Annotated in this window: 22 protein-coding genes; 12 read left to right on the forward strand and 10 right to left on the reverse strand. The window is 41.1% G+C overall.

All coding sequences use genetic code 11. The annotated features are described in order from the left end of the window. The first annotated feature begins 2 nt into the window (after positions 1-2). Together KXD93_RS23170 and KXD93_RS23175 are read left to right on the forward strand one after the other, a co-directional pair. Positions 3-887 (forward strand): lysophospholipid acyltransferase family protein, encoded by an 885-nt coding sequence (locus KXD93_RS23170; protein WP_258139760.1) that lies wholly within the window; start codon positions 3-5, stop codon positions 885-887. Continuing rightward, on the forward strand, positions 884-1,927 hold the full coding sequence (locus KXD93_RS23175; RefSeq protein ID WP_258139761.1) for a glycosyltransferase family 2 protein: 1,044 nt from the start codon (positions 884-886) through the stop codon (positions 1,925-1,927). Before KXD93_RS23170 ends, KXD93_RS23175 begins: the two co-directional genes overlap by 4 nt. On the opposite strand, the gene KXD93_RS23180 is transcribed toward KXD93_RS23175, so the two are convergent. Then, complete coding sequence (locus KXD93_RS23180) at positions 1,896-4,433, reverse strand: mechanosensitive ion channel family protein (protein WP_258139762.1); 2,538 nt, start codon at positions 4,431-4,433, stop codon at positions 1,896-1,898. The genes KXD93_RS23175 and KXD93_RS23180 overlap by 32 nt on opposite strands. 19 nt (positions 4,434-4,452) lie before the next feature. Continuing rightward, positions 4,453-4,872, reverse strand: a complete 420-nt coding sequence (gene aroQ, locus KXD93_RS23185; protein ID WP_258139763.1) for a type II 3-dehydroquinate dehydratase — start codon at positions 4,870-4,872, stop codon at positions 4,453-4,455. 37 nt (positions 4,873-4,909) lie between these two features. Here aroQ and xerD point away from each other — a divergent pair, with 37 nt between their 5' ends. Then, positions 4,910-5,809, forward strand: coding sequence for a site-specific tyrosine recombinase XerD (gene xerD / locus KXD93_RS23190; protein ID WP_258139764.1), 900 nt, complete (start codon positions 4,910-4,912; stop codon positions 5,807-5,809). A 19-nt stretch (positions 5,810-5,828) separates the two neighbouring features. Here the strand turns inward: xerD and prmC are convergent, their stop codons facing one another. Continuing rightward, a complete protein-coding gene (gene prmC, locus KXD93_RS23195; protein WP_258139765.1) occupies positions 5,829-6,704 on the reverse strand; it encodes a peptide chain release factor N(5)-glutamine methyltransferase in 876 nt (291 codons plus the stop codon). Between the two features lie 33 nt (positions 6,705-6,737). Here prmC and ribD point away from each other — a divergent pair, with 33 nt between their 5' ends. From ribD to KXD93_RS23230, 7 genes are all read left to right on the forward strand, one after another. Further along, positions 6,738-7,784: a bifunctional diaminohydroxyphosphoribosylaminopyrimidine deaminase/5-amino-6-(5-phosphoribosylamino)uracil reductase RibD gene (ribD, locus tag KXD93_RS23200; RefSeq protein WP_258139766.1), complete on the forward strand. Its 1,047-nt coding sequence runs from the start codon at positions 6,738-6,740 to the stop codon at positions 7,782-7,784. Between the two features lie 101 nt (positions 7,785-7,885). Then, the gene (locus tag KXD93_RS23205; protein WP_258139767.1) at positions 7,886-8,761 is read left to right on the forward strand and encodes a DMT family transporter; all 876 of its coding nucleotides are present in this window, start codon (positions 7,886-7,888) and stop codon (positions 8,759-8,761) included. Continuing rightward, positions 8,761-9,375, forward strand: coding sequence for an IMPACT family protein (locus KXD93_RS23210; protein WP_258139768.1), 615 nt, complete (start codon positions 8,761-8,763; stop codon positions 9,373-9,375). Before KXD93_RS23205 ends, KXD93_RS23210 begins: the two co-directional genes overlap by 1 nt. A gap of 73 nt (positions 9,376-9,448) precedes the next feature. After that, entirely contained in the window at positions 9,449-10,807 is a 1,359-nt protein-coding gene (mgtE, locus tag KXD93_RS23215; RefSeq protein WP_258139769.1) for a magnesium transporter, read from the forward strand. A 58-nt stretch (positions 10,808-10,865) separates the two neighbouring features. Beyond that, the gene (gene bioB / locus KXD93_RS23220; RefSeq protein WP_258139770.1) at positions 10,866-11,882 is read left to right on the forward strand and encodes a biotin synthase BioB; all 1,017 of its coding nucleotides are present in this window, start codon (positions 10,866-10,868) and stop codon (positions 11,880-11,882) included. A gap of 189 nt (positions 11,883-12,071) precedes the next feature. Next, positions 12,072-12,551 (forward strand): hypothetical protein, encoded by a 480-nt coding sequence (locus KXD93_RS23225; RefSeq protein ID WP_258139771.1) that lies wholly within the window; start codon positions 12,072-12,074, stop codon positions 12,549-12,551. Between the two features lie 101 nt (positions 12,552-12,652). Further along, the gene (locus KXD93_RS23230; protein WP_258139772.1) at positions 12,653-13,117 is read left to right on the forward strand and encodes a type II toxin-antitoxin system RatA family toxin; all 465 of its coding nucleotides are present in this window, start codon (positions 12,653-12,655) and stop codon (positions 13,115-13,117) included. Here the strand turns inward: KXD93_RS23230 and KXD93_RS23235 are convergent. The 7 genes from KXD93_RS23235 to KXD93_RS23265 form a co-directional block, all read right to left on the reverse strand. After that, on the reverse strand, positions 13,107-13,985 hold the full coding sequence (locus KXD93_RS23235; protein ID WP_258139773.1) for a diiron oxygenase: 879 nt from the start codon (positions 13,983-13,985) through the stop codon (positions 13,107-13,109). The two genes, KXD93_RS23230 and KXD93_RS23235, sit on opposite strands and share 11 nt — an antisense overlap. 61 nt (positions 13,986-14,046) lie before the next feature. Then, complete coding sequence (locus KXD93_RS23240; RefSeq protein WP_258139774.1) at positions 14,047-14,475, reverse strand: VOC family protein; 429 nt, start codon at positions 14,473-14,475, stop codon at positions 14,047-14,049. A 98-nt stretch (positions 14,476-14,573) separates the two neighbouring features. Beyond that, positions 14,574-17,300, reverse strand: a complete 2,727-nt coding sequence (locus KXD93_RS23245) for a carboxypeptidase-like regulatory domain-containing protein (protein ID WP_258139775.1) — start codon at positions 17,298-17,300, stop codon at positions 14,574-14,576. Between the two features lie 106 nt (positions 17,301-17,406). Beyond that, positions 17,407-18,663: an aspartate kinase gene (locus KXD93_RS23250; RefSeq protein WP_258139776.1), complete on the reverse strand. Its 1,257-nt coding sequence runs from the start codon at positions 18,661-18,663 to the stop codon at positions 17,407-17,409. After that, the gene (locus KXD93_RS23255) at positions 18,663-19,463 is read right to left on the reverse strand and encodes a DUF3298 and DUF4163 domain-containing protein (RefSeq protein ID WP_258139777.1); all 801 of its coding nucleotides are present in this window, start codon (positions 19,461-19,463) and stop codon (positions 18,663-18,665) included. Before KXD93_RS23255 ends, KXD93_RS23250 begins: the two co-directional genes overlap by 1 nt. Continuing rightward, positions 19,460-19,933, reverse strand: a complete 474-nt coding sequence (locus tag KXD93_RS23260) for a GNAT family N-acetyltransferase (protein ID WP_258139778.1) — start codon at positions 19,931-19,933, stop codon at positions 19,460-19,462. The genes KXD93_RS23255 and KXD93_RS23260 overlap by 4 nt, the downstream gene beginning before the upstream one ends. A gap of 123 nt (positions 19,934-20,056) precedes the next feature. Next, positions 20,057-20,746 carry a YggS family pyridoxal phosphate-dependent enzyme gene (locus KXD93_RS23265; protein WP_258139779.1) on the reverse strand — a complete coding sequence of 230 codons (690 nt, stop codon included), beginning with the start codon at positions 20,744-20,746 and terminating at the stop codon, positions 20,057-20,059. Between the two features lie 42 nt (positions 20,747-20,788). Between KXD93_RS23265 and KXD93_RS23270 the strand changes: the two genes are divergently transcribed. After that, the gene (locus KXD93_RS23270; RefSeq protein WP_258139780.1) at positions 20,789-21,190 is read left to right on the forward strand and encodes a DUF4296 domain-containing protein; all 402 of its coding nucleotides are present in this window, start codon (positions 20,789-20,791) and stop codon (positions 21,188-21,190) included. Continuing rightward, on the forward strand, positions 21,174-23,537 hold the full coding sequence (locus tag KXD93_RS23275) for an endonuclease MutS2 (protein WP_258139781.1): 2,364 nt from the start codon (positions 21,174-21,176) through the stop codon (positions 23,535-23,537). Before KXD93_RS23270 ends, KXD93_RS23275 begins: the two co-directional genes overlap by 17 nt. Positions 23,538-23,578 lie beyond the last annotated feature (41 nt).

The following is a 23,578-nucleotide window of genomic DNA, read 5'->3' on the forward strand; positions in this document are numbered from 1 at the left end:
TAATGATAAAAAAAGGGCTTTCAAGATTAGGTACATTCTTTTTATACCTGCTTTCGTTACTTCCCTTTTGGTTTTTGTACCTGGTGTCTGATATTGTATTTGTAATTCTATACTACATAACCGGTTATCGGCGTAAAGTTGTGCAGGAAAACCTGCGCAATTCCTTCCCTGAGAAATCTGAGGCTGAGCGTAGTGCAATCGAACGAAAATATTATAAATACATGGCCGACTTGATGATGGAAACCATCAAATCGGTAAGCATGAGTGAAAAGCAGGTGCGTAAAAGAATGATCCCGACCAACCCGGAATTAGTGGATCATTATTTTAAACAAGGCAAAAGTATTATGGCTGCTGCCGGGCATTACTGCAACTGGGAAATGGCCTGTTTAAGCTTTGGCTTTTTGACAGAAAAAAAGCGCGTGATCGTTTATAAACCGCAATCCAACGAAGTGTTTACTGATTTCTTTAACCGTACACGGTCGCGGTTTGGAGCCACGATGATCTCGATGCGGCAAACGCTCCGTAAAATGATTGAATTTAAAAATGAACTTACTTTTACAGTATTAGCTTCCGATCAAACTCCAACCTTGCAGGACGCTAAATATTTTACTACTTTTTTAAACCAACAAACTGCGGTTTTTTTAGGGATAGAAAAACTTACGAAGGTGGTAAATTGTGTTGTAGTATTTTATAGGATAGATTTAGTAAAAAGAGGCCATTATACTTATACCTTTGTTCCTTTGGTTGAAGAGCCGGAAAAAACAAAACCTTACGAGATCACAGAAATTCACGTAAAGTACCTGGAATCATTAATAAGAGAAAAACCCGAATACTGGCTATGGTCGCACCGGAGATGGAAAATTAAGCCGGAGGATACACAAAAATGAGTAATACACCCAAAGTTGCCGTAGTTATTTTAAATTGGAACGGCGTTAAACATCTTCGGCAGTTTCTTCCATCGGTACTATCCTCGGTATATCCAAACCTTGAAATTGTAGTCGGCGACAATGCATCGACCGATGCGTCTGTAGCGTTTATCAAAGCGGAATATCCATCCATCACGATTATCCAAAACGATACTAATTACGGTTTTACAGGTGGCTATAACCGGGTCTTAGAAAAAGTAGACGCTGATTACTTCATTTTGCTTAATTCAGATGTGGAAGTGTCCCCGGCCTGGATAGCACCGGTCATTAATTTAATGGAAGGCGACCCGCTTATCGCGGCAGCGGCTCCAAAGATAAGGGCTTATAATCAGCGGGAATATTTAGAGCACGCCGGCGCTGCAGGAGGTTTTATCGATAGCTACGGCTATCCATTTTGCCAGGGCCGGATGTTTTATGAGATTGAAGCGGATAAGGGGCAATACCAGCAATCAAAAGAAGTATTTTGGGCAACAGGCGCTGCAATGTTCGTGAAAAAAAAATGCTGGCTGGAAGCTGGTGGTTTTGACGACCGCTTTTTTGCGCACATGGAGGAAATAGATCTGTGCTGGCGCTTAAAAAACATGGGCTACAAGATTATGTACTGCGCCGAGTCTGAGGTATTTCACCTTGGCGGCGGTACACTTAATGTTGAAAATCCCTTTAAAACTTATTTAAACTTCAGGAACAATCTCCTGCTGCTGGCAAATAACCTTTCATTTGGCAGGGCCGTGTTTGTCATTTTTGTCCGCATCTGGATGGACTTGCTGGCCTTGTTCCGTTTTTTAAGCGAGGGCAAGCGTAAGGATGCCTGGGCCGTAAGTAGGGCGCACCAGAACTTTGTACTAAGTCTTTTTAAAAGAAATAAATCAAAACGCCCCGCTATCAACAGTAAATCGCATACGTCAAACTCCAAAGGCATGTACAAAGGCAGCCTCGTATGGGCTTTCTTCGTGAAGAAGAAAAGGCATTTTACTGATCTTGATCCTGATCGCTTTTGTTAGTCTCTTCCTTTTTGTCCAATTTGTTTTTCTCCTGATCCGTTTTTGCATCTAATATTGCAGCAGGGGCGCCATCCGGAAAATGCAGGTATAAATCTTTTTTTGATGAAGGTATCGCGATATCTTGATTTCTAAATGCATCAAAAATATCAGCCCAAACACGGCTCCTTAGTTCTGAAACAGTACTTATATCAGCTGCCCAGAAAAATAGCTTGAATTCTACAGCACTTTCACTTACATTATTCAAGAAGACAGATGGCCCCGGAGTTGTCATTATGTCGTCTCGTTTAACCAGTAAATCCTTCAACAAGGTTTTAACTTTGTTGATGTCGACACCGTAAGCCGTATTGACTACCAGGCCGACCTGGCGGTTACTGTTACTCAGCGTCCAGTTTATTACGTGGTGCGATATCAGGTCGCCGTTGGGTATGATAACCTCCGCCCCGTCGCCCGTGGCTACCTTGCTCGACCGAATGCCGATTTCCTTCATGGTTCCTGAAACACCATCAACTTCGATAACATCACCTATTTGAATAGGTTTTTCAAACGCCAGTATTAAACCCGATACCAGGTTGTTCACAATATTCTGTAAACCAAAGCCAATACCCACGCCGAAAGCACTGATAATTATGGTTAGTTTTTCCAATGGGAAGCCCGATGCGGCAACTGCTAACAGGAAACCGAGCGAAAAAACTGCCATCCTGATCAATAAGGTGGAAGTCCTGTTCTTCTTTTTGGCAACCGAAAGGTCATTAACCCGGAGCGCAGAAACATCATAAAAATAGCTGATAACCTTTGATACTATGGACGAGAGCCAGATCACAAAAATGAAAATAATAAATCCACCAAAGGTGAACGATGCGCCGCCTATGCTTTGTGACTGACTTAATAAATCCCCTATATTATCTGCAGCCCAATCGTCAATATTTAAATTTTGCAATAGGAAAAACAGCCATAGTAAGCTTGCCATTACAATTAGCACCTGCCGAAGTTTCTTTTGAACGATTGTATAATCGATGTAATTTAAAATGCTGTTTCCTTCCTTTTTACCCTGGAATTGTAAAAATAAACCCTGGCTGATTATCTGGACAACAAAGAAGAGGATAACAAGAAACCACAAATTGAAGGCGGCCGTAACACCTATTATTTTGGAAAGGCTAAACCTGCCTGTTATGTTCAACAACAGTGATAAAAATTGCAGAGCTATAAATATTTTTACACCCAGTTTGGCGTTGGGAATATGATCATCGGGCGATTTCTTTATCTCTTTATAAAACGAGTATGCTGTAATGAGAGAAGCAATGCTCAGTAGTAAGACAACATACCTGTCGACATTTGAAATTTGTATGAAAAGGTTGCTCATCCCATAAATAATGGTAATCCAGAACAAACGGTGAAGAAAAGTAAAGCAGCACCGCTCATAATTCTTTTTTACAAGGAATAGCGTTAATACAATGGACAAAAGGAATAATGTCTCAAGGAAAATAACCGGTGGATGACCATAGAAATAAGGAATAATGGCTACGGCAACAAGTAACGATCCTGTAATGAAATGTTTATTTATGTAATTAGCCTCATCAAGTACTGTCTCCGCGTTTTCATGATGACGACGCGTTTTCCTTCTAACGTAAATTATCCATACAAAAACGAGTATCAAGAAAACTATGCTGATGTAATGTGTATAGGTTTCACTTTTTATAAAGTAATTAAAGAGTATTTTGTTAAGCCTGATAGTGCTATTTAATGCTGGTTTAAAATCATCGTTTTGAAGTCCCGTGTTCCATATAAAATCAGATTCTCCGTTTATTGCCCTTATGGCAAACTTTTTTATTTTTGAATCTATCTGGTCGGTTTCATCCAATACTTTGGTATATGCCACAGCTATTTTATCCTGTAGAAGATTAACTTTTAGCAAACTGGCACGGTTAACAGAATCTGTTTTCTGAAATAATTGCCTGACGACTTTTCGATGTGCAAAAAAAGTTTCCCTGATCAAACTATCTGCAGGAATAATTTTAAGCGAGGTGTCCTTAGCAAATTTGATAAGTTCTTTTTGGTTTTGAATTAGCTTTGTACTAGCATCTTCCAGGTCAGATTGCCAGCCTTCCATATCGTCCTGTAAATGATCAAGGTTATCTCTTAATACAAATAGATAACGTAACGTGCTTGACTTATGGGTGTTAATAAGGCTATCAATTTTATTGATCCTTCTTAAAACGGGCGGAAACCCCTGGCTTATTTCTGCCGTGTCAACTCCCTCAGCCAGGTTATTGTTGATCTGGTTAAACGTAGTGGTATATTGGGCAATTCTTTGTAAAAGGCTGCTTATTGAAGTGTCGGATTTGTTAAGTAAACGCAATAACGAGTCTCGTGAGTGCATTTTGTGCCTTACAGATTCTCTTTTCGCAACCTCTGGCTTCTTTTTTTTATCCTGTGCAAGAGCATTCAGGCTTGAAAAAACTGTTAATAACAGTATAATTAGCGGGGTTAGTTTAATTATTTTTCGCATCTGAAGTTTATACAATTGTTTAAATATTTGCCAGGTTTTCGATACCAAGGCGATAAGAATCCATTCCAAAACCCGCAATAACGCCTTTACAGCTGGCGGCCAGCATTGAATGATGCCGGAATTCCTCACGTTTATAAACGTTTGAAATGTGAACTTCTATTACAGGCGTTTTTACAGCGGCAATAGCATCGGCAATGGCTATGGAGGTATGGGTGTAAGCGCCGGCGTTTATCACAATACCATCGTAACTAAATCCCACCTCGTGTATTTTATTTATAATTTCGCCTTCTACGTTGCTTTGGTAGTAATCAATTTCTACCGTTGGGTAGCGTTTGCGCAGTTCATCAAGATAGGTTACAAAATCGGTATTGCCGTAGATTGATTTCTCGCGAACCCCCAGCAGATTTAAGTTGGGGCCGTTTATAATTTGTATCTTCATCACTTCAAACTTAGTTAAAAACATTAAATAAAATCAATTGGATTGGCGTTCGGCAATAAAAGGTTTTCAAAGTTATTTAAAGTTAGAGAAATCGTTGTCGGCAAATTCTATCGAGGCCTATAGCAGGGATATTGAAAAGCTTTATCAATTTGCTGACAGGGAGGGATTTAAAATAAACCCGGAAAAGATCACTTTAAGTAACCTGCGAGAATTTATTGTTTGGGCCGCCGACCTTGGCATGATCCCCTCGTCGCAGGCCAGGATCTTATCAGGCATTAAATCCTTTTATAAATACCTGCTGATGGAGGATTTGATAAAGAGCGATCCATCTGAATTGCTGGAATCGCCTAAGATTCAACGCAAACTCCCCGATACTTTAAGTTACGAGGAAATAAATAAGCTGATAGCTGCCATCGATCTTTCCAAGCCGGAGGGCGGGCGTAATAAAGCGATACTTGAGGTGCTGTATGGCAGCGGACTGCGGGTATCAGAACTCACAGAACTTAAATTATCCAATCTTTATCTAGACATCGAATTCATTAAGGTGACCGGGAAGGGCAGTAAGGAAAGGCTCGTGCCGATAGGGGGAGAGGCTATCAATGCTTTAAAGATCTGGATTGAAAATATCCGCGTACATATCCCGATAAAAAAAGGCGAAGAAGATTTGGTTTTTCTAAACCGACGCGGAAGCCGGCTTAGCAGGGTGTATATATTTATGGTAATTAAGCAATTAGCCCAACTTGCCGGAATAAATAAAACCATCAGTCCTCATACCTTCAGGCACTCATTTGCTACACATTTGGTGGAGGGGGGCGCAGATTTGAGAGCCGTGCAGGAAATGCTGGGTCATGAAAGTATCACTACCACCGAGATCTATACGCACCTGGACAGGGAATATTTAAAGGGGACGATTATTCAGTTTCATCCGAGGTCATAACTAGTGGCAGTAGCAGGAGTTAATAGCAGTATGCTGACATATTTAAAAAACATCGTATCATCCTATCCCTGCCGCTCATATCCTTCCGTAGTTCAATATTATTGAAGCCCTTATTAGCTAATAATTCAACTGTTTCCTTGCCGTAGTTTTCATTAATCTCAAAAAATAAGAGCCCATTTGAATTAAGGTTGTTGAGCGCAAAGTCAGCGATGGCTCTATAGAATATTAGGGGATCTCTTTCCGGTACAAACAGCGCGGTATGTGGTTCAAAATCGGTTACGTTGGTATGCATTTGGGTTTTATCCTGCATGGTAACGTAGGGAGGATTGCTTATAATGATTTCGAATTTCGGATATTCAGATTTTAAATTCAGGATATCATCGTCAACAAACAAAATATCAACTTCATTAAGTTTTGCGTTTCCCGCGGCAGTTTGGAGCGCATCAATGGAAATATCCATTGCGGATACCTTAAAGGCATGCAGGTTTTTTTTTAAAGAAATAGCAATGCACCCACTACCTGTCCCGATATCCAGGATACTGCCAGCTGCCAACTCTCCACTGCCAACTGACTCCAAAACCCATTCCACCAACTCTTCCGTTTCCGGCCGGGGAATTAATACGGATGAATTTACGTTAAAAGGCAAACCGTAAAACTCAGTTTTACCTAAAATATATTGAACAGGTTTACCGGTTTTTAACTCTCCAAGGATGCTTTTTAATTGTTCAGTCTGCTCATTTGTTAATTCAAGTTCAGGAAATGCCTTGATCTTTGCTTTAGATATATTAGATACTTCGTTGATCACCAAAAGTATTAAAGCTTCGGTTTCATTGGTATCGTAGATAGCTTCAAGTCCCTTGCGAAAGCTGTCAAAAACATCCTTTATAGTTTTCATGCAACAAAGTAACATAAAAGCTACTTTTGCAGCATGGTGCAACACGAAAAATATATGCAGCGCTGCATTGAGCTTGCCGAATTGGGTATTGATGCGGTTAGTCCTAATCCGATGGTTGGCGCTGTTGTTGTGTTTGAGGATAAAGTAATAGGCGAGGGCTATCACCATAAATACGGCCAGGCACACGCCGAGGTGAACGCGATAAACCAGGTTATCGATAAGTTTGAAAATTCAGATGAACTACTAAAACAATCTGCCATATACGTTTCATTAGAGCCCTGCGCGCATTACGGAAAAACGCCTCCTTGTGCGGATCTGATCATTAAACATCAAATCCCGAAGGTAATAGTTGGCTGCCGTGACCCCTTTGCACAAGTGGATGGGAAGGGAATTGAAAAGTTAAAGGCTGCGGGTGTAGAAGTTATTGTAGGTATATTGGAGGAAGAATGTCAATGGCTTAACCGCCGCTTTTTTACCAGGGTACAAAAGCACAGGCCGTACATTATCCTGAAATGGGCGCAAACGGCGGACGGTTTTTTTGCGCCGGATGACAATAGTCAACTTTGGATAACAGGAACAGAATCGCGTAAACTGGTACACAAATGGCGCAGCGAAGAAGATGCCATATTGATAGGAAAGAATACGGCGGCTATTGATAACCCGCAGCTTAATGTGCGATACGGAAATGGTAAATCGCCAAAACGCGTTGTAATTGACAGGAAACTGGAACTAAATTCAAACTTAAATATATTCGACCAATCAGTTGAAACGTTTATATTTAATGAAGTAAAAACAGATGTTGATGGTAAAAACAAGTATATTGGCCTCGAAGATTTTGAAAGGTACGTACCCCAGTATGTTTTATTTCAACTATATCTGCAGGATATTCAATCGGTAATTATTGAGGGCGGCGCCCATACGCTAAATAGTTTTATCGAGGCTGATCTGTGGGACGAAGCCCGGATCTTCACCGGCGAAAAGGAATTAAAAAAAGGAATAAAAGCGCCATTTTTAAGCGGTGTGATAATAGGTGAGTATTCACCCGGAAATGATAAATTGTTGGTGTTAGTGAATGGTTGATTAAGTTAGATTAGGTTGATTAGTTAATTAATCGCCTCAAAAACAAGCGACAACTTAATCAACCACTCACCTAATCAACCTAATCAACTATAAGATAACCCATGTTCTACGTTTTTTTAAGTATTTGCTGTAGCGTTTTGGTGTCCATAATGTTAAAGCTGGCTAAGCGCTATCATATCGACGTTTACCAGGCGATAACGTGGAACTATTCAATAGCTATAGTTTTAACCTGGTTATTTTTAAAGCCGGACCTGCGGCACTTAAATAATGCGCCGTTTGCGCTGCTCGGCTTGCTTGGCTTGCTGTTACCGTTATTGTTTGTAATTATCGCCACATCTGTTAAGGTTACAGGAATAGTACGAACCGACGCTGCACAACGTTTATCGCTTTTTATCCCGTTTGCCGCCGCATTTTTGATATTTAATGAAACATCTACCGCGGCTAAACTTGTAGGCCTTGCAATTGGCCTTATCGCGGTAGTTTGTCTAATCCCCTGGAATAAGCAGGCAAAAGATAGAAAGACGGGTGCAAGCTCATGGGTTTACCTGCTGATTGTTTTTTTAGGGATGGGGATTATAGATATTTTATTGAAACGCGTTTCACAGATATCTATAGGCACCTCTTTATTTATAGTGTATTCGCTTGCCTTTATATTTGCCTTAATTGGATTGCTATACCAGGTTTTTACCAAAACCATGCGGTTTTCGTGGCCGCATATATTTATTGGCTGGGTGTTGGGGATCGCTAATTTTGGCAATATCCTGTTCTATCTCAAGGCACACCAATCCCTTTCAAAAAATCCGTCTATCGTTTTTGCATCCATGAATATCGGTGTAATTGTTTTCGGTACGTTAATAGGTGTGTTCATCTTTAAGGAAAAACTCAGCCTGTTCAATAAAATAGGGTTGGTGTTAGCCATACTTGCCATTGCTGTTATTTATTACCCGCAATTCTTTACCAATCTTTTTGCACATTAATGCTTTTTGACGATACCTACCGTACTATTGAGAAGGCTGCTGAAGGGATCTTTCGTGATCGCGGCAGCAAATTCCTTGCTTTTGCCTATCCTATAAACAACGAAACTGAACTAAAAACTAATTTAACACAGTTACGTTCCGAACATCCTAAGGCAAACCACCACTGCTGGGCCATGCGGCTAACGCCCGATCGTTCCATATTCCGAATTAATGATGATGGGGAACCATCAGGTACAGCCGGCCGGCCTATTTTAAACACATTGCTATCGCACGATTTAACAAATATAGCTGTTGTAGTGGTTCGTTATTTTGGCGGAACGTTACTTGGCGTTCCCGGTTTGATCAACGCATATAAATTGGCGACCGAAGAAGCGTTGAAACAGGCATCCGTTATCTCAAGAACGGTAAATGATGTCTATCTTATTGAATTTGATTACCTGCAAATGAATGATGTAATGCGGATCATCAAAGAAGACGCGTTGGAAATTCTTACTCAAAGTTTTGACAATAATTGCAGTATTCAACTGTCGATCCGTAAAATGCAGGTTAATCAAACCTTATTGAAATTCAGTAAGCTTACCGGAGTGATCGCCAAATACAAGCATAGCCTTTAGTTGTAAACAGCAATATAAAATCAAGCCATTTTTATTCCCGGTTTTGCGGCATAAATATGTATTTTAGTCGCATATGCAATCATTTGAAATAGATAAATCTGACCTGCTTCGCATTGAAGCCGCGCTTGAGGCGGATGATGCTGAATTAGAGCGTGTTCTAAAAGAATATCACGCTTCAGAGATTGCTATGATGTTTGAGCGGCTGCCCCAGGAAGCCAAGGAAAGGATCATTAATATCCTGCCAACAGACGTCGCTTCAGAGGTAATTGCTGAAATGCACGAGGAGCAGGATGCCGGTGAGCTGCTTATCGGCCTTCATCCTGAAAAACGCTCGGAGATCATCGAAGAGCTGGATTATGACGATGCTACAGACATTATTTCACAGCTGGATGAAGACGAACAGCAGGAAATACTGGAAGACCTGGACCAGGAAGATGCTGACAGTATCCGCGCCCTGTTAAAGTATGATGAAGATACTGCGGGCGGGATCATGAACTCTGAAATTATTAAGGTAAATATCAACCTTGATAAAAAGGATGCGCTGGATGAGATCATTCGCCAGTCGGAGGAGATGGAGGAGTTCTATACCATTTACGTGGTTGATGATAACGATATCCTGCAAGGAATTTTATCTGTAAAGTCGATTCTAAAAGCCCGCCCGGAAGCTCATGTCCGCGATTTAGTGAATACGGATTTCGTATATGTAAAGGCGGAACTTGATCAGGAAGACGTTGCCGGCCTGATCTCACAATATAATTTGACCACTATCCCGGTTGTTGATGATAATATGAAGTTGCTGGGCCGCGTAACGGTCGACGACATCATCGACGTTATGGAGCAGGAAAACACCGAAGACTTATTAAAGATCTCCGGTGTGTCTGAAGATGAGGAACTTAGCGGTAACTGGAAGGACGCTGTTAAAAGCCGTTTGCCATGGCTGGTGATTAACCTTGCTACGGCATACCTGGCTGCATCCGTTATCCGTCATTTTGACGATACCGTTAAGCAGCTGCCTTCCATAGCGGCTTATATGACCATTATAGCAGGCATGGGCGGCAATTCGGCCACCCAGGCGCTTGCGGTTACTGTAAGGCGTATCTCCCTTAGCGATTTGAGCGATAAACAGGCTTATAATACCGTTTTAAAGGAGTTTTTAGTCGGCCTTATAAATGGAGCTGCCAACGGCCTTATCGTTTTTTTTATCGCATTATTTTATGACGCCAACCCGATGCTTGGGCTGGTGCTATTTTTGGCGATGACAGGGAACCTAGTGGTTGCGGGCTTAACCGGTGCATCAATTCCACTGGTGTTAAAAAGGGTAGGGATAGATCCGGCGGTGGCATCATCTATCATTATTACTACATTTACAGATTGTGCAGGATTTTTACTGCCGCTGTGGTTTGCCACAAAACTATTATTGCATCACTTTTAAATAATTAAGAATTTTATAATAAATAGATTTACGAATACATCTAAAAACAGCGAACATAATGACCGAAGTAAGATATAACTGGACCAAAGAAGAGATTGCTGAAATATACCACAGACCATTACTTGATCTTGTTTACGAGGCAGCTACCGTGCACCGTGAAAATAAGGATTATTCAGAAGTACAGATCAGCTCATTGATCTCAATTAAAACGGGAGGATGCCCGGAAGACTGTGCATATTGCCCGCAGGCCGCCCGGTACAATACCGGTGTTGATGTACACGCCATAATGCCTAAAGATGAAGTTGTTGCTGTTGCTCAAAAAGCTAAAGACGGCGGCGCATCAAGGTTATGTATGGGAGCGGCATGGCGTGAAGTCCGGGATAACAAGGATTTTGATAAGGTAATAGATATGGTCAAGGCAGTAAATGAGCTCGACATGGAAGTTTGCTGTACCCTGGGTATGCTTACCGAATCGCAGGCTCAACGTTTAGCAGATGCAGGTCTGTATGCTTATAATCACAATTTGGATACCTCTGAAGATGATTACAAGCGCATTATAACCACCCGCACTTATGACGATCGTTTAAAAACGCTTGAACATGTGCGTAAAGCCAAGATCACTGTTTGCAGTGGCGGCATAATAGGACTTGGTGAAACTGTAGCGGATAGGATCTCGATGCTTAAAACATTGTCAAATTTGCCTAAGCATCCCGAGTCGGTTCCTATTAATGCACTAGTACCGGTGAAGGGAACGCCACTGGCCGATCAGCCGCGCGTATCGGTTTGGGATATGGTAAGAATGATTGCTACAACAAGGATCATTATGCCTAAAACAGTAGTGCGCCTTTCAGCCGGCCGCACCGAAATGAGTTTGGTTGAACAAGCTTTTTGCTTTATGGCTGGTGCTAACTCTATTTTTGCCGGGGAAAAGTTGCTGACTACACCCAATCCGTCATTTGATACAGATATGGCGATGTTTGAGCTGCTTGGCTTAACACCAAGAAAGGCGTTTAAGAATGGAAGACCTGGTGAAATAAAAGAGATCAGGGAAATGAGCATTAACGAAGTGATATAGTTAATAGAACAATGAAGCGAATTAAAATAAATACTACGTGGGAAGAAGATGAAGATGAGCAAAGGAGGTTTTTCGCTGGATTATCTTATAGCGAAAGATTACGGTATTATTTTAAGCTTCGAAATATGACTAATTTCCATAAAGATAAATACCCGAAGGGAAGGATTTTTAAAATATATCATTCACACGATGCAGTTTGATATTGCAGACGAGTTTTTTATCGCTTTTTTAACCGCTATGCAGCGTTGGCATGTTAGATATATGCTTATCGGCGGTATAGCGGTTAATTTTCATGGTGTTAGTCGTAATACCCATGATATGGATATTTGGCTTGCTCCAACTAACAAAAATAGAGACCAATTTTACCTGGTACTGCTTGATTTGGGTTATACCGACGAAGAAATATCGGAATATAAAGAGCAGGATTTTACTACTTTTTTTAAATGTTCCATAGGTGAAATGCCTAACTCAATAGACTGCCTGACGTTTGTTCATCCGAATATTGATTTTGATGAAGCTGAAAAAGAAATGATTAAACATGATATAGGGAATGACTTGATCTTGAATGTTGTTAACTATGATTTTTTAAGAAGCATGAAAGTTTTAACTCATAGGGAAAAAGATTGGCACGATGTGGCTAGGTTAGATGAGTTAAAAAAGAAAAAGTAACTTCATCTATTCAAGCGTACGCTTATATTATTATGTAAGCTCCCTTTTTAAATAGCTTTTCAGATGTGGAAATTTGAATGGACAACATAAAATATCCCAAAATGAAAACAACGAAATTCACCGAATCAATTATCATTGACCGCAAGCCTGAAGTTGTTTTCGACTTTACCCAGGATTATAATATTCGCTTAACATGGGATACGTTTCTACGAAAGGCAGATCTGCTATATGGAGCGAAGGAGGCCGGAGCGGGTGTTAAGACGCTGTGCGTCGCGAAAAATGGTATAGGGATGGTTACTGAATATGTCAGCTTTAACCGGCCAAAGGTTACGGCTATAAAAATGATTGACGGTCCTTATATGTTCAAGTCGTTTTTAGGATCATGGACCTTTAAGGAAACTGGTGAGCATCAAACCGAAGTAATTTTTTTATACGCGTATGAATTTCGTTTTCCTTTTAGCCTGATAAGTACAGTCATAAAAATAAAGTTGCAAAAGGAGGTCAAAAAAAGGCTTGTTGATCTTAAGGCGAATGTCGAAAAATCTGAACCTGCCATTACACTTTAGCGCCCAGGATCCATCGCCACGCCCAACGGGTTGAGTTATTAAAACCCTTCCAGCTATTTACAAAGCTTGTAATGTCCTTTAAGCAAGTTTCGCTAAATTTCTTTTTAAAGTTTCGGGACGCGAGTTTATAAACCTCGTTGGGGTTTTCAAGCCCGATCCGTTCATAGATCTCCCTCTTAACATACATTGTACGTACAAAAAGGATATTGAACAATATTACATAGCTATATAATGTTCGTTTAATGTAACCCGCCTTTGCGGCGTATTCCTTTAAAAGGCTTTTTGTAAAAAGTATATGCCGGCCTTCCTCAATATTATGTAAGTCGAACATCTTTTTTAGCACAGGGTATATGTTTGGCGCGCGCCGGGCATGGTTGCCATAAACATCCGTCACCAGTTCAACAGATACACTGCCCATAAACAGGTAATCGGCAGGTAAATACTTATTGCTGAATTCGCCGAAAAATTTATGCATCCCTGATTGCCGGATAGGTTCACCGCCAATTTTTGCAATAGCTTGCCCGAACATTTCCTGGTGCCTGAATTCTTCTATCAATTCCCGTAATAAAAAACGGTGTTCCACATCCTGCAACGGCAGGGTCAGGATATGCCTCGTCATAAAAAGACAAAACAGGCATTCGCCCCAGGCGTATGAAGCTATTACCTGTACCAATTCATGCCGACCGAGATCTAATTTTTGAGCAGGAGTGAGGGTGTGGTAAATTTCAAGGCCTTCTAAGGACGTTAAGGCTTCCGGTAAAAAGATATCTTCAGGTGTGGGTTCCGTTTGCCAGGGGATATATGTTTCCGGCATCAGGGGATGTTCCTTACTGATCTTTATCAGGCGCTCAACTTCTTTTACATCCATAACCAAATTTACTCATAAAGTATTGTTACTAGCAATACTTTAATAAACAGTAACTGGTTGCCTATACGGCAAATAGCTGACCAAAATCTTTAAATGATTTAAATTCGAGTGCGTTTCCGGATGGATCCAGGAAAAACATAGTAGCCTGTTCACCAGGTAAGCCCTTAAAGCGGATGTAAGGCTCTATAACAAATTCTATATGATGGGTCCTGAGTCTTTCTTCAAGCTTATGCCATTCATCCCACTCTAAAACCACACCATAGTGCGGAACAGGTACTTCGTGCCCGTCAACAGGATTAAAATGGTGATCGGCTTTTTCGGATGGCCGGGGTTTTAAATGAATCACAAACTGGTGTCCGTAAAGATTAAAGTCGGCCCAGTGATCCGAGGTCCGGCCTTCGCTACAGCCCAAAACCTCCCGGTAAAATCGCCTCGATTCCTCCAGGTCATAAACAGGAACAGCTACATGGAACGGGGTTAGTTTACTCATTTTTGGGTTGATTTAGTTAGATTATGTTGATTGAGTTGATTAGGTTAACCGGGAATGAAAACTAAATCACCCCAATAAACCACTCACCAAATCAACTACTACTTCACAGTATACCTAAACAATTGCCTGCCGATATTGCCATCCTTATCTATCCCTTCAACTATTGCCCTGTATGTTCCGGTGCCATCTGAGTTGAAAAATTCAAAGGAGGCAGTGCCTGTTGCATCGGTAACAATATTGGAGTTCCAATAAATGGTACTTCGGGTATCAATTTGGTTTGGCTGGCTGGCTCTGGGGCCCGAATATCGTGGCAGGTAAAACGATCTTTTGATCACATATCCCTTCGGGCTTATCGTTAATTCATTTTTAGGTGGAATCAGATCTCTAAGTTGTGCCAAAGTTATTTTTTGGCCCTCAGGGGCTTTTTTCATATTAACAACAATTGCGCCGTTGCTGTTGTATGCACTATTCACCAAACCTAATTCATCCTTTAAAAATATTTCTACCGATTCAATCTCGGCAGCGCTTATATTCTCCAGGTAATTGTTGTCCACCGGCATGCCCTTAACAAAAACCTGTACCGGCGTTTTATTCCCCGAGTTATAATCCCGCATTACATAAAAGTTATTATTCTCATAGATCATGCCTGTCGCAAAAACCTTTATACAATTTAGTACGTTACCACAACCCTGTAACATTTCTGCCTTAATTAAATGATCAGGCTCACTGCTTAAGCTGGATAAACTGCTATAATCCTTGTGACTAACCGTTTTTACGATCCTGGTATCCTTTATCACCACTTCCTTTAGCACGTGCGAGTTGTTAAATTGAACTTTGCTGTTTTTTAAATAAGAACTAAGGGTACTATCGATATTCATGACAGCGTCGGGCGTGGTAGGGTTTGAGTTTATTTTCTGGTATGGATCTCCATCAGCGGTTAACACCAAATCGCTTGCGCGCGTATTGTTCCTGGCGCTTAAGAAAACCTGGGTTGAGTCGGAAAATACAAGATTTGGAAATCTGAAGCGCCCGTCGGCATCTGTAACTGCATTTGCAGAATAATTTTTGTCCTTTATTTTCAAGCTAACGTTGCCGTTGCCTATGGCCATTCCGTTAAACGCCCTTAAAGTTCCGGTAAGCGTGATACCTTGCTCAGGCAGAAAGCTTATCGACGGGTATTTTTCTGTCATTATGCCATCGTACGAAAAACGCCTGTAACCCTGTGTTTGTAGCAAAATGTCGAGGTCAGCAAGCTTTTTTTCATCAGGGTGATTAAAGTAGTAATTAGGTTTTTCGACATAACCGCCAATATCCGCTGTTAGTAAAAGGTATGATAATATGGTGGTTTCAGAGTTTTCATCAACCGGAACCTTCGAATCATCGATCACAGCAACTGAGAAGTTTCCTTCAGCAGTTTTGTCGCCGTTTTTTGCTGCTATACTCAATTTGACCTTTTGCCTGGTTGTATAGGATGGGTGATCGCTGGCAACGGAAAGATTCAGCTGGTCGTTATGCATAATAAAGGCAATTCGCTCACTTAATGGTTCGCCATCATCAGAAAAAAGCGTTACCTGCACAATCCCGGTAGGGAATTTGCTTTTTGGGACTGTTGCCGTGTAAACCTGGTTTTGTAATTTTGTTTGCGCCGCAAAACATATTACCCCGCTTGATTTTGCAAGTATGAAAAAGGTTTTTCCGGCATTCTCTTTTACAAACGCAGCGTCCGACAATAACTTTATCTTTAACGATTCCGGATCGGTGTTATCTATGTTGATGGTTGTTGCATCTGCTAATATTTTAGGAAGATCGGGTGTCGCCTCGGTGCCATCCGCAAACGATACGTGCGCAGTGTATGTTTTGCCATCTTCAGGTGTCAGTAAAAAATAACCCATCCCCAGGTGGGCAGATGAAAACTCGGCTACCACTTTATTAGTATTGTCAGTTATGGTACCCTTAACATCAATACCTAATCCGTCCGGCTTTAAAGCCTTGAAGGCCACCTTCGTGGGGATCCCGCCGATAAGCTGTCCGCCTTCAGGGAAAAACTGCATGTCATTTGGCTTCGAGACCGATTTTAGCGAAAATTTACTGGTTCCCTGCTTCCTGTCGCCCCGGTCAATAACTGTAATCAAGGCAGTTGAATCCAGTCCAATGTTTTTGACGTTCGCAAAACCGATATCGATATAGCCATTTTTGTCTGTTACGCCTTTTCCCTTTGCTATTTCGTCGTAATCCTTTTCAATTGTCCAGGTTACTTTCTTCTCGCTATAAGGTTTTCCTTCGTCGTCTTTATAGGAAATCCCTGCAGAAATTTTTGTGTATTTAGGAAAAACCGATCTTTTTAATGAGACCAGGGTAGATACCGAATTGTTTATGGCGTCGCCAATTGTTATATTCTTATTGAAAAAATATTCAGGCCCGAAATTGTTCATCCAATTGGTATAGGCCACAATCCTGTAATTCCCTTTTTTATACGTGTATTGAGAGATTGGAATATCGGCCCATGCAACACTATTTTTCACGGGGATCTTCAGCGACTCGACCAATGAATCCTTAGCAGTTAGTAAATCAACGTATATTATCTTACTGATCTGCGATGGTTGGTGCTGATCTAATGTTAAATATGCTTTAAACCAAATCGTATCACCAAGGGCATAGTAAGGCTTATCAAAATGCAAATAAACCCGCTCTATCGGCATGTCCTGGTAAATCTTGGCCGTTTTTGTCATTATTTTATTCAAAACAGTTCCATCCTGTGCAGATGCGTTTGAATAAAATAAAATTGAAAATATTGATAACGTTAAAATTGTCTTTATAAATCTCATGAATTTAGATTAAGCCGGATGCAAGGGCTAATATAGCCCATTGATGATTAAATATAACGCTGCAATAGCGGGTTTAACATTTTTTTACAGTTTTTGAACAGGAATGTTACTTAACAACCATTTGTATGGTATTCCGGCTCAGTTGCTCCATTAATATGATTTTACCGGCCTTTAACTCGTTTAACGATTCGGTTGAGTAATGCCTTACCGTTATCAGTGTTAAACCCTCGTTATATTTAACATTGAACTCTTCGTTCAGTTGTTTCAAAAGCCTTCTAAAACGGTCTTCAGAGAAATCGATACATACAGTAAAACTCAGCGCCGATGTTTGCATCATGTTTACTTTGGCATGGCTGGCGGCAAACATGCCAAAAATACCGCTCAGGTGATTCTCAGAAATAAAAGAATAATCCTTAGCAGAAAGGGAAAGCAAAACCTGGTTTTGTTTGATGATGATCACCGGTTTTAGAAATACATTTTTGCCGTTTTCCTTTATTACAGTGCCGGGTTCGTCAGGTTTTGTGAACGGTTTTACCAGCAGTGGTATTTTGGCGTTTTGAAGCGGTTTTATTGTTTTTGGGTGGATAACTGTAGCGCCGTAATAAGTCATCTCGATGGCTTCGGAATACGAAAGCTCATCAAATTTTATGGTATCTGTAAAAAATTTGGGGTCGGCGTTCAACACGCCGGGCACATCCTTCCATGTGGTAACAGATTCGGCACCCAGGCATGACGCAAATATAGACGCGGTATAATCAGATCCCTCACGACCTAACGTTGTGGTGAAGTTTTCAGACGTTCCACCTAAAAAGCCCTGCGTTACAACAATGCCCTTGTTTAACAAGGCCGGAATTTCGGTGCTGATGGCTGTCCTGGTCTTATCCCATTGTACAACGCCTTCCCGATAGGTGTTATCTGTGTGGATGTATCCGCGTACATCCAGCCACTGACTTTTTAAACCTGCTTTATTTAAGTAGGCATTAACTATCCGCGTGGAAACAAGCTCGCCGATTGACACGATCTGATCATAAATAAAATCATAATCATCGTGCGGTTCTTCCTCAATTACCCAATCTATCTCTACAAATGTATTGGCAACATCGTCAAACACCTGGTCGTTCTTGTCGAAGAGTTCTTCAATTATATCGTAATGATATTTTTTTATGTCATCGAAAATGGTGTGTACTTCTTCATCCCGGTCAACATATGCTTTGGTAAGCTTTTCGAGCGCGTTGGTAGTTTTGCCCATTGCCGAAACCACAATTAGCAATTGGTTCGCGTTATATTTTTCAACCACGCTGGCGAGGTTTATTATGCCTTCGGCATCCTTTACAGATGCCCCTCCGAATTTAAAAACAAGCATTATTTTATATATTGAGTAAGAATCGTATTGGGTAGCAATAGCGATTTGATTTTTGCGTAAGGTATAATTAGTTCTGTAGTGCCGGCCGCATAAGGTTTTATTTCATACTGATTATAAAGGAACCTTAATCCGGTCGGGGTTATCGAAAAATTATCATTTAACGCGAACTTATTGTCCTTGAAAAAATAGTTGTTGGCAAGTGAGGCGGTGTCTGCTAACTTTTCGCTTGCACGAAATATGTGTTCCGCTATGCTAGCAAGTTTTGCTTTGTTGACAGGAGCAATTAAATCATCCAGTGTTATAATTTTATCGGCCTTGGTATTCCAGTTAATAAAGCCGGTAAACGACGATGGGTGAGCACCACCCATATATGAATAACCACCGATTTCCAGTGTTGTTAAACTGGAATCCTGCCGTATTATTTTTGTGTAGCAATCGAGCGAGTAAAACATCTCGGCGCTGTTTTCCTTTATGGCGCTTAAATAATTCGCCATAAAGTTTTTCGATAATTCCTTTAAACTCGTGTCGGGCTTCTCACTCAATTGAAACAGGTTGACAAGCTTTTGTACTATCGTGTCATTCAATTTTTTTTGCCCGGTAAAGTCCGGATATTTAAATTTCACAACAGTACAGGCGGTGTCGGCTTTTTCACCGCAATCGGCAGCGCGTTGCTTAAATACCGTATATTTAAAAGCCAGTGTATCCGTATTAATAGCGCTTTTGGTTGTACCTGGTTTACCCCACATACACCCGCTTATCGCGATAGCAACTAAACAAAATACTCCCGGCTGTAATTTCATAAATTGATATTTAAAAGCTGTTCCTTTGATAACGATGCATTAAGCCAACCGGCTTCAACAGCGGCTCCATATTTGTTCTTATAAAAGTTGATAGCGGGTTCGTTCCAATCAAGCACCTGCCATACCATTCCGCTAAATCCAAGTTCATTGGCTTCAATTATTAACTTGTCGAATAACAATTTTCCTATTCCTTTTCCGCGCATTTCTTCAGTTACTATCAGGTCCTCCAAATACAACCTCGATCCCTTCCATGTTGAGTATCGGATATAATAAACGGCGAACCCAACAATGTGACCGTTGTTTTCGGCCACAAATGCCTTCCATACAGGTTTTTCACCGAAACCAGCATCTTCAAATTCCTGCAAGGTAACGGTAACCTCTTCAGGCGCCTTTTCAAAAAGAGCCAGTTCGTGTACCAATTCCATTAAACGGGGACAATCTTCTTTTTTTGCTATTCGTATGTTAGTCATTGTGTCATTAGTTATTTTTTGAACCATGATTAAGAGGATTTAAGGATTATCATGATCCTGTAACTTCAACCAGGCAAATTGTTATTCAAAAATTCCGAAATCGAAAATCCGACTTCCGAAATCCTAATTGTTTTTCCAGTGTTTTATCACTCGTTGGCCAAAAATAGTACTGCCCAGCCGTACCATATTGCTGCCCTGCTCTATGGCTAATTTATAGTCGGACGACATGCCCATTGATAGCGTATCGAATTTATCGTCCTTTCTAAAAAAGCTTTGTTTTATACCGTCGAAGAATGTTTTTAGCTCGTAATATTCCTCTTTAATTTGTTTTTCGCTGTCGGTATTGGTGGCGATACCCATCAAGCCCCTTATCCTGATGTGTTTTAAGGAAGTAAACTCTTCCGATCTCAGTAATTCAATTACCTCGTCAAAACCCAGTCCAAATTTCGTTTCCTCATCGGCAATATAAACCTGCAGCAGGCAGTCGATAACTCTGTTATTCTTTTCGGCATGCTTATTTATTTCCTGTAAAAGTTTCAGGCTATCAACAGACTGGATCATGCTGATGAACGGTGCGATATATTTAACTTTATTGCTTTGCAGGTGCCCGATCAGGTGCCATTCGATGTCCTTTGGTAACTGTTCGTACTTTTCTACAAGTTCCTGCACCATATTTTCGCCAAATAAGCGTTGTCCTGTTTGGTAGGCCTCCAGCACTTCATTAACCGGTTTGGTTTTTGATACTGCTATTAAGATAACATTTATAAGTTCAGTTTCTTTTTTTAAGCTTTTGATGTTCTCTGCTATGCTCATTAATCCGTAAATTTGCTTAATTATTCGCCGCTAAATTACAGAATGCGTAAATATATCACCTTGTTTTTTTCAGCAACGCTTTTTTTATTTTCATGTAAGGGAACTAAAGGGCCTAATGGAGTTATAAATCACGACCAAATGGTCAGCCTGTTAACAGAGGTTCACCTTGTTGACGGACGAAGCTATGGTAACAACCAGATGCAGGATAGCCTGATTAAATACGGCACTGTGAGATACGAGGCAGTATTTAAAAGATTTCATACCGATTCCGCAGAATTCAGGAAGAGCCTTAAATATTATTCAACCCAGCCGGTTGAATTGCAAAAGATGTACGATCAGATATTAATAAACCTGAAGAAGAAGGCTGATTCGCTGAATAGCCTGCAGCATGTAGCCGATTCCATAAGGAGGAAACAAACGAAAAAGAATGCTTTACCCCAGTAATAGTGTTGACAAACTCGGTTTTACCGAGGTAAAGGAACTGATAAAAACGCACTGCCTTAGCGAGATGGGCAGGCAAATGGTGGACAAGATCCAGGTAATGAATAATTACGACCAGATCCGTAAATTTCTTTACCAAACCAGCGAGTTTAAAAATATAATGGAGAATGACGCTCCGTTACCCATTCATCATTTTTTCGACATTAAGTCGCTTGCCAACAAGGCGAAAATTGAGGGCGCGTTTTTAAGCGAGGAAGAATTTTACCAGGTACAGGCGTCTTTGACTACGGTATTCGCTGTGATCGGTTATTTTAACGAAAGGGAAGGACAGTACCCCAACCTGGAAGCTTTGTTTGAACACCTGCCCATAGAAAAAGCTATCCTTAAGAAGATCGACCTTGTTATCGACCAAAAAGGAAAGATCAGACCCAATGCCTCAAGGGACTTACAGGAAATAACTTCAGGTATCGCAAAAGCTGAACAGGAGGCCCGTAAAAAGATCGACGTTATATTCAAAAGTGCAACTGGCAATGGGTGGACGGCAGACGGATCACTAACTGTTCGCGATGGGCGGTTGTGCATTCCATTGCTTGCAGAAAACAAACGCAAGCTGAAAGGGTTCATTCACGATGAATCAGCGTCCGGTCAAACCGTTTACATGGAGCCGGAAGAGGTTTTTACCCTGAATAATAAGATCCGCGACCTTGAGTTTGAACGCAGGCGCGAGATCGTAAAAATATTAACAGGCTTAACTGATGAACTGAGGCCTTACGTTCCACTTTTACTTTCCTATCATGGTTTGTTGACCAAGCTTGATTTTGTTAGAGCCAAAGCGCTTTTTGCGATAGACATTGAGGGCAACATGCCCGAAGTGGTTAATGACGCCCGGCTTAAACTGACAAATGCCCGTCATCCATTATTGCTGTTAAACTTCAAGAAGGAAGGTAAGACGGTGGTGCCATTAAATGTGCAAATTGATGAGGGAACACGGATTATTGTAGTATCGGGGCCAAACGCTGGTGGTAAATCTGTTTGCATGAAAACTGTGGGTTTATTACAGATGATGGTACAAGCTGGTTTGTTGATCTCTGCGGCTGAGGGAAGTGTTGCAGGCGTGTTTAAACAGCTGTTTGTTGATATTGGGGATGACCAATCTATTGAAAGCGATTTAAGTACCTACAGCGCTCATCTGTCAAAAATGAAAAATTTTGTGGAGCAGGCCAACGGTAAAACCCTGATCCTGATAGATGAATTTGGTACCGGAACCGATCCGCAATTTGGCGGGCCTATTGCCGAGGCGGTGTTGGAATCGTTAAATCATAAAAAGGTAAAGGGCATGGTAACCACCCATTATTCGAACCTTAAGATCTTTGCCAGCCATACTGAGGGGATTGAAAATGCATCTATGCTATTCAATAACGTGGAAATGAAGCCGCTTTATATGCTTGAAGTCGGAAAGCCGGGAAGTTCTTATGCTTTTGAAATAGCGCAAAAAATTGGTTTGCCGCAAAATGTGCTCAACCTGGCAAAAAATAAGGTGAGCGCGGGACAAAAAAAGGTAGATACTTTACTAGTCGACCTGGAGCGCGAGAAGAAGGAGATCTTCGATACCAAACTAAAGCTGGATAAACAACAGCGACAGGTAAATGCTCTGCTTGCCGAAAATGAAACACTTAAAAGCTATTTAGAGGAAAATAAGAAGGCGCTGATAAGGGATGCGAAGGACCAGGCGAAGAACATTATTCTGAACGCCAACAAGCTGGTCGAAAATACCATCTCTGAAATTAAAAGCAGCAATGCTGATAAGGAGAAAACAAAAACACTTCGTGAGAACTTAAACGCGGAGTTGCAAAAGAATACGGTTAAGCCAGCTACTCCGAAATCTTCATCAATAGAAGACGAAGAATTAAAGCCCGGTGATTGGGTAAAGCTCACAGACAGCGAGACCACAGGGCAGGTTATTGAGCTGATAAAGGATAATGTAGTAATTGCCATTGGTGATCTGCGTACCGTGGCGAAGCGGAAGCGCGTGATGAAGGTTTCAAGGTCAGCGGTTCCGAAAGAGATAAGGAAGAGCTTCAGCACACAAACCAGCGATATATCGAGCTTCAGCCCCGAAATTGATGTGCGCGGAATGCGTACCGAGGACGCCCTGGGTAATATTGAAAGATTGTTTGACCGTGCGGTGATGATGGGTTTTGGTAATTTAAAGATCATCCACGGTAAGGGGGATGGCATCCTTCGCAAGATGATTCGTCAATATTTAAAAAAATATGAGCAGGTTGACAGGATGGAGGACGAGCATTTAGATCGCGGCGGGGATGGGATCACTTATGTATATTTGAAATAAGACCGGGATTTTTCAGTTGTTGTTTGTTTTATCAAGGCGTT

The organism is Mucilaginibacter phenanthrenivorans (assembly GCF_024721155.1).
GTDB lineage: Bacteria > Bacteroidota > Bacteroidia > Sphingobacteriales > Sphingobacteriaceae > Mucilaginibacter > Mucilaginibacter phenanthrenivorans.

Excerpts from the sequence above, each read along its gene's own strand:
- KXD93_RS23225 (WP_258139771.1), top strand. The coding sequence starts at position 12,072 with ATGCAGTTTGATATTGCAGACGAGTTTTTTATCGCTTTTTTAACCGCT.
- aroQ (WP_258139763.1), bottom strand. The coding sequence starts at position 4,872 with ATGAAGATACAAATTATAAACGGCCCCAACTTAAATCTGCTGGGGGTT.
- prmC (WP_258139765.1), bottom strand. The coding sequence starts at position 6,704 with ATGAAAACTATAAAGGATGTTTTTGACAGCTTTCGCAAGGGACTTGAA.
- KXD93_RS23275 (WP_258139781.1), top strand. The coding sequence starts at position 21,174 with ATGCTTTACCCCAGTAATAGTGTTGACAAACTCGGTTTTACCGAGGTA.
- KXD93_RS23175 (WP_258139761.1), top strand. The coding sequence starts at position 884 with ATGAGTAATACACCCAAAGTTGCCGTAGTTATTTTAAATTGGAACGGC.
- KXD93_RS23230 (WP_258139772.1), top strand. The coding sequence starts at position 12,653 with ATGAAAACAACGAAATTCACCGAATCAATTATCATTGACCGCAAGCCT.
- bioB (WP_258139770.1), top strand. The coding sequence starts at position 10,866 with ATGACCGAAGTAAGATATAACTGGACCAAAGAAGAGATTGCTGAAATA.
- KXD93_RS23210 (WP_258139768.1), top strand. The coding sequence starts at position 8,761 with ATGCTTTTTGACGATACCTACCGTACTATTGAGAAGGCTGCTGAAGGG.
- KXD93_RS23265 (WP_258139779.1), bottom strand. The coding sequence starts at position 20,746 with ATGAGCATAGCAGAGAACATCAAAAGCTTAAAAAAAGAAACTGAACTT.
- ribD (WP_258139766.1), top strand. The coding sequence starts at position 6,738 with ATGGTGCAACACGAAAAATATATGCAGCGCTGCATTGAGCTTGCCGAA.
- KXD93_RS23235 (WP_258139773.1), bottom strand. The coding sequence starts at position 13,985 with ATGGATGTAAAAGAAGTTGAGCGCCTGATAAAGATCAGTAAGGAACAT.
- mgtE (WP_258139769.1), top strand. The coding sequence starts at position 9,449 with ATGCAATCATTTGAAATAGATAAATCTGACCTGCTTCGCATTGAAGCC.
- KXD93_RS23255 (WP_258139777.1), bottom strand. The coding sequence starts at position 19,463 with ATGAAATTACAGCCGGGAGTATTTTGTTTAGTTGCTATCGCGATAAGC.
- KXD93_RS23205 (WP_258139767.1), top strand. The coding sequence starts at position 7,886 with ATGTTCTACGTTTTTTTAAGTATTTGCTGTAGCGTTTTGGTGTCCATA.
- KXD93_RS23180 (WP_258139762.1), bottom strand. The coding sequence starts at position 4,433 with ATGCGAAAAATAATTAAACTAACCCCGCTAATTATACTGTTATTAACA.
- KXD93_RS23170 (WP_258139760.1), top strand. The coding sequence starts at position 3 with ATGATAAAAAAAGGGCTTTCAAGATTAGGTACATTCTTTTTATACCTG.
- KXD93_RS23245 (WP_258139775.1), bottom strand. The coding sequence starts at position 17,300 with ATGAGATTTATAAAGACAATTTTAACGTTATCAATATTTTCAATTTTA.
- KXD93_RS23240 (WP_258139774.1), bottom strand. The coding sequence starts at position 14,475 with ATGAGTAAACTAACCCCGTTCCATGTAGCTGTTCCTGTTTATGACCTG.
- KXD93_RS23250 (WP_258139776.1), bottom strand. The coding sequence starts at position 18,663 with ATGCTTGTTTTTAAATTCGGAGGGGCATCTGTAAAGGATGCCGAAGGC.
- KXD93_RS23260 (WP_258139778.1), bottom strand. The coding sequence starts at position 19,933 with ATGACTAACATACGAATAGCAAAAAAAGAAGATTGTCCCCGTTTAATG.
- KXD93_RS23270 (WP_258139780.1), top strand. The coding sequence starts at position 20,789 with ATGCGTAAATATATCACCTTGTTTTTTTCAGCAACGCTTTTTTTATTT.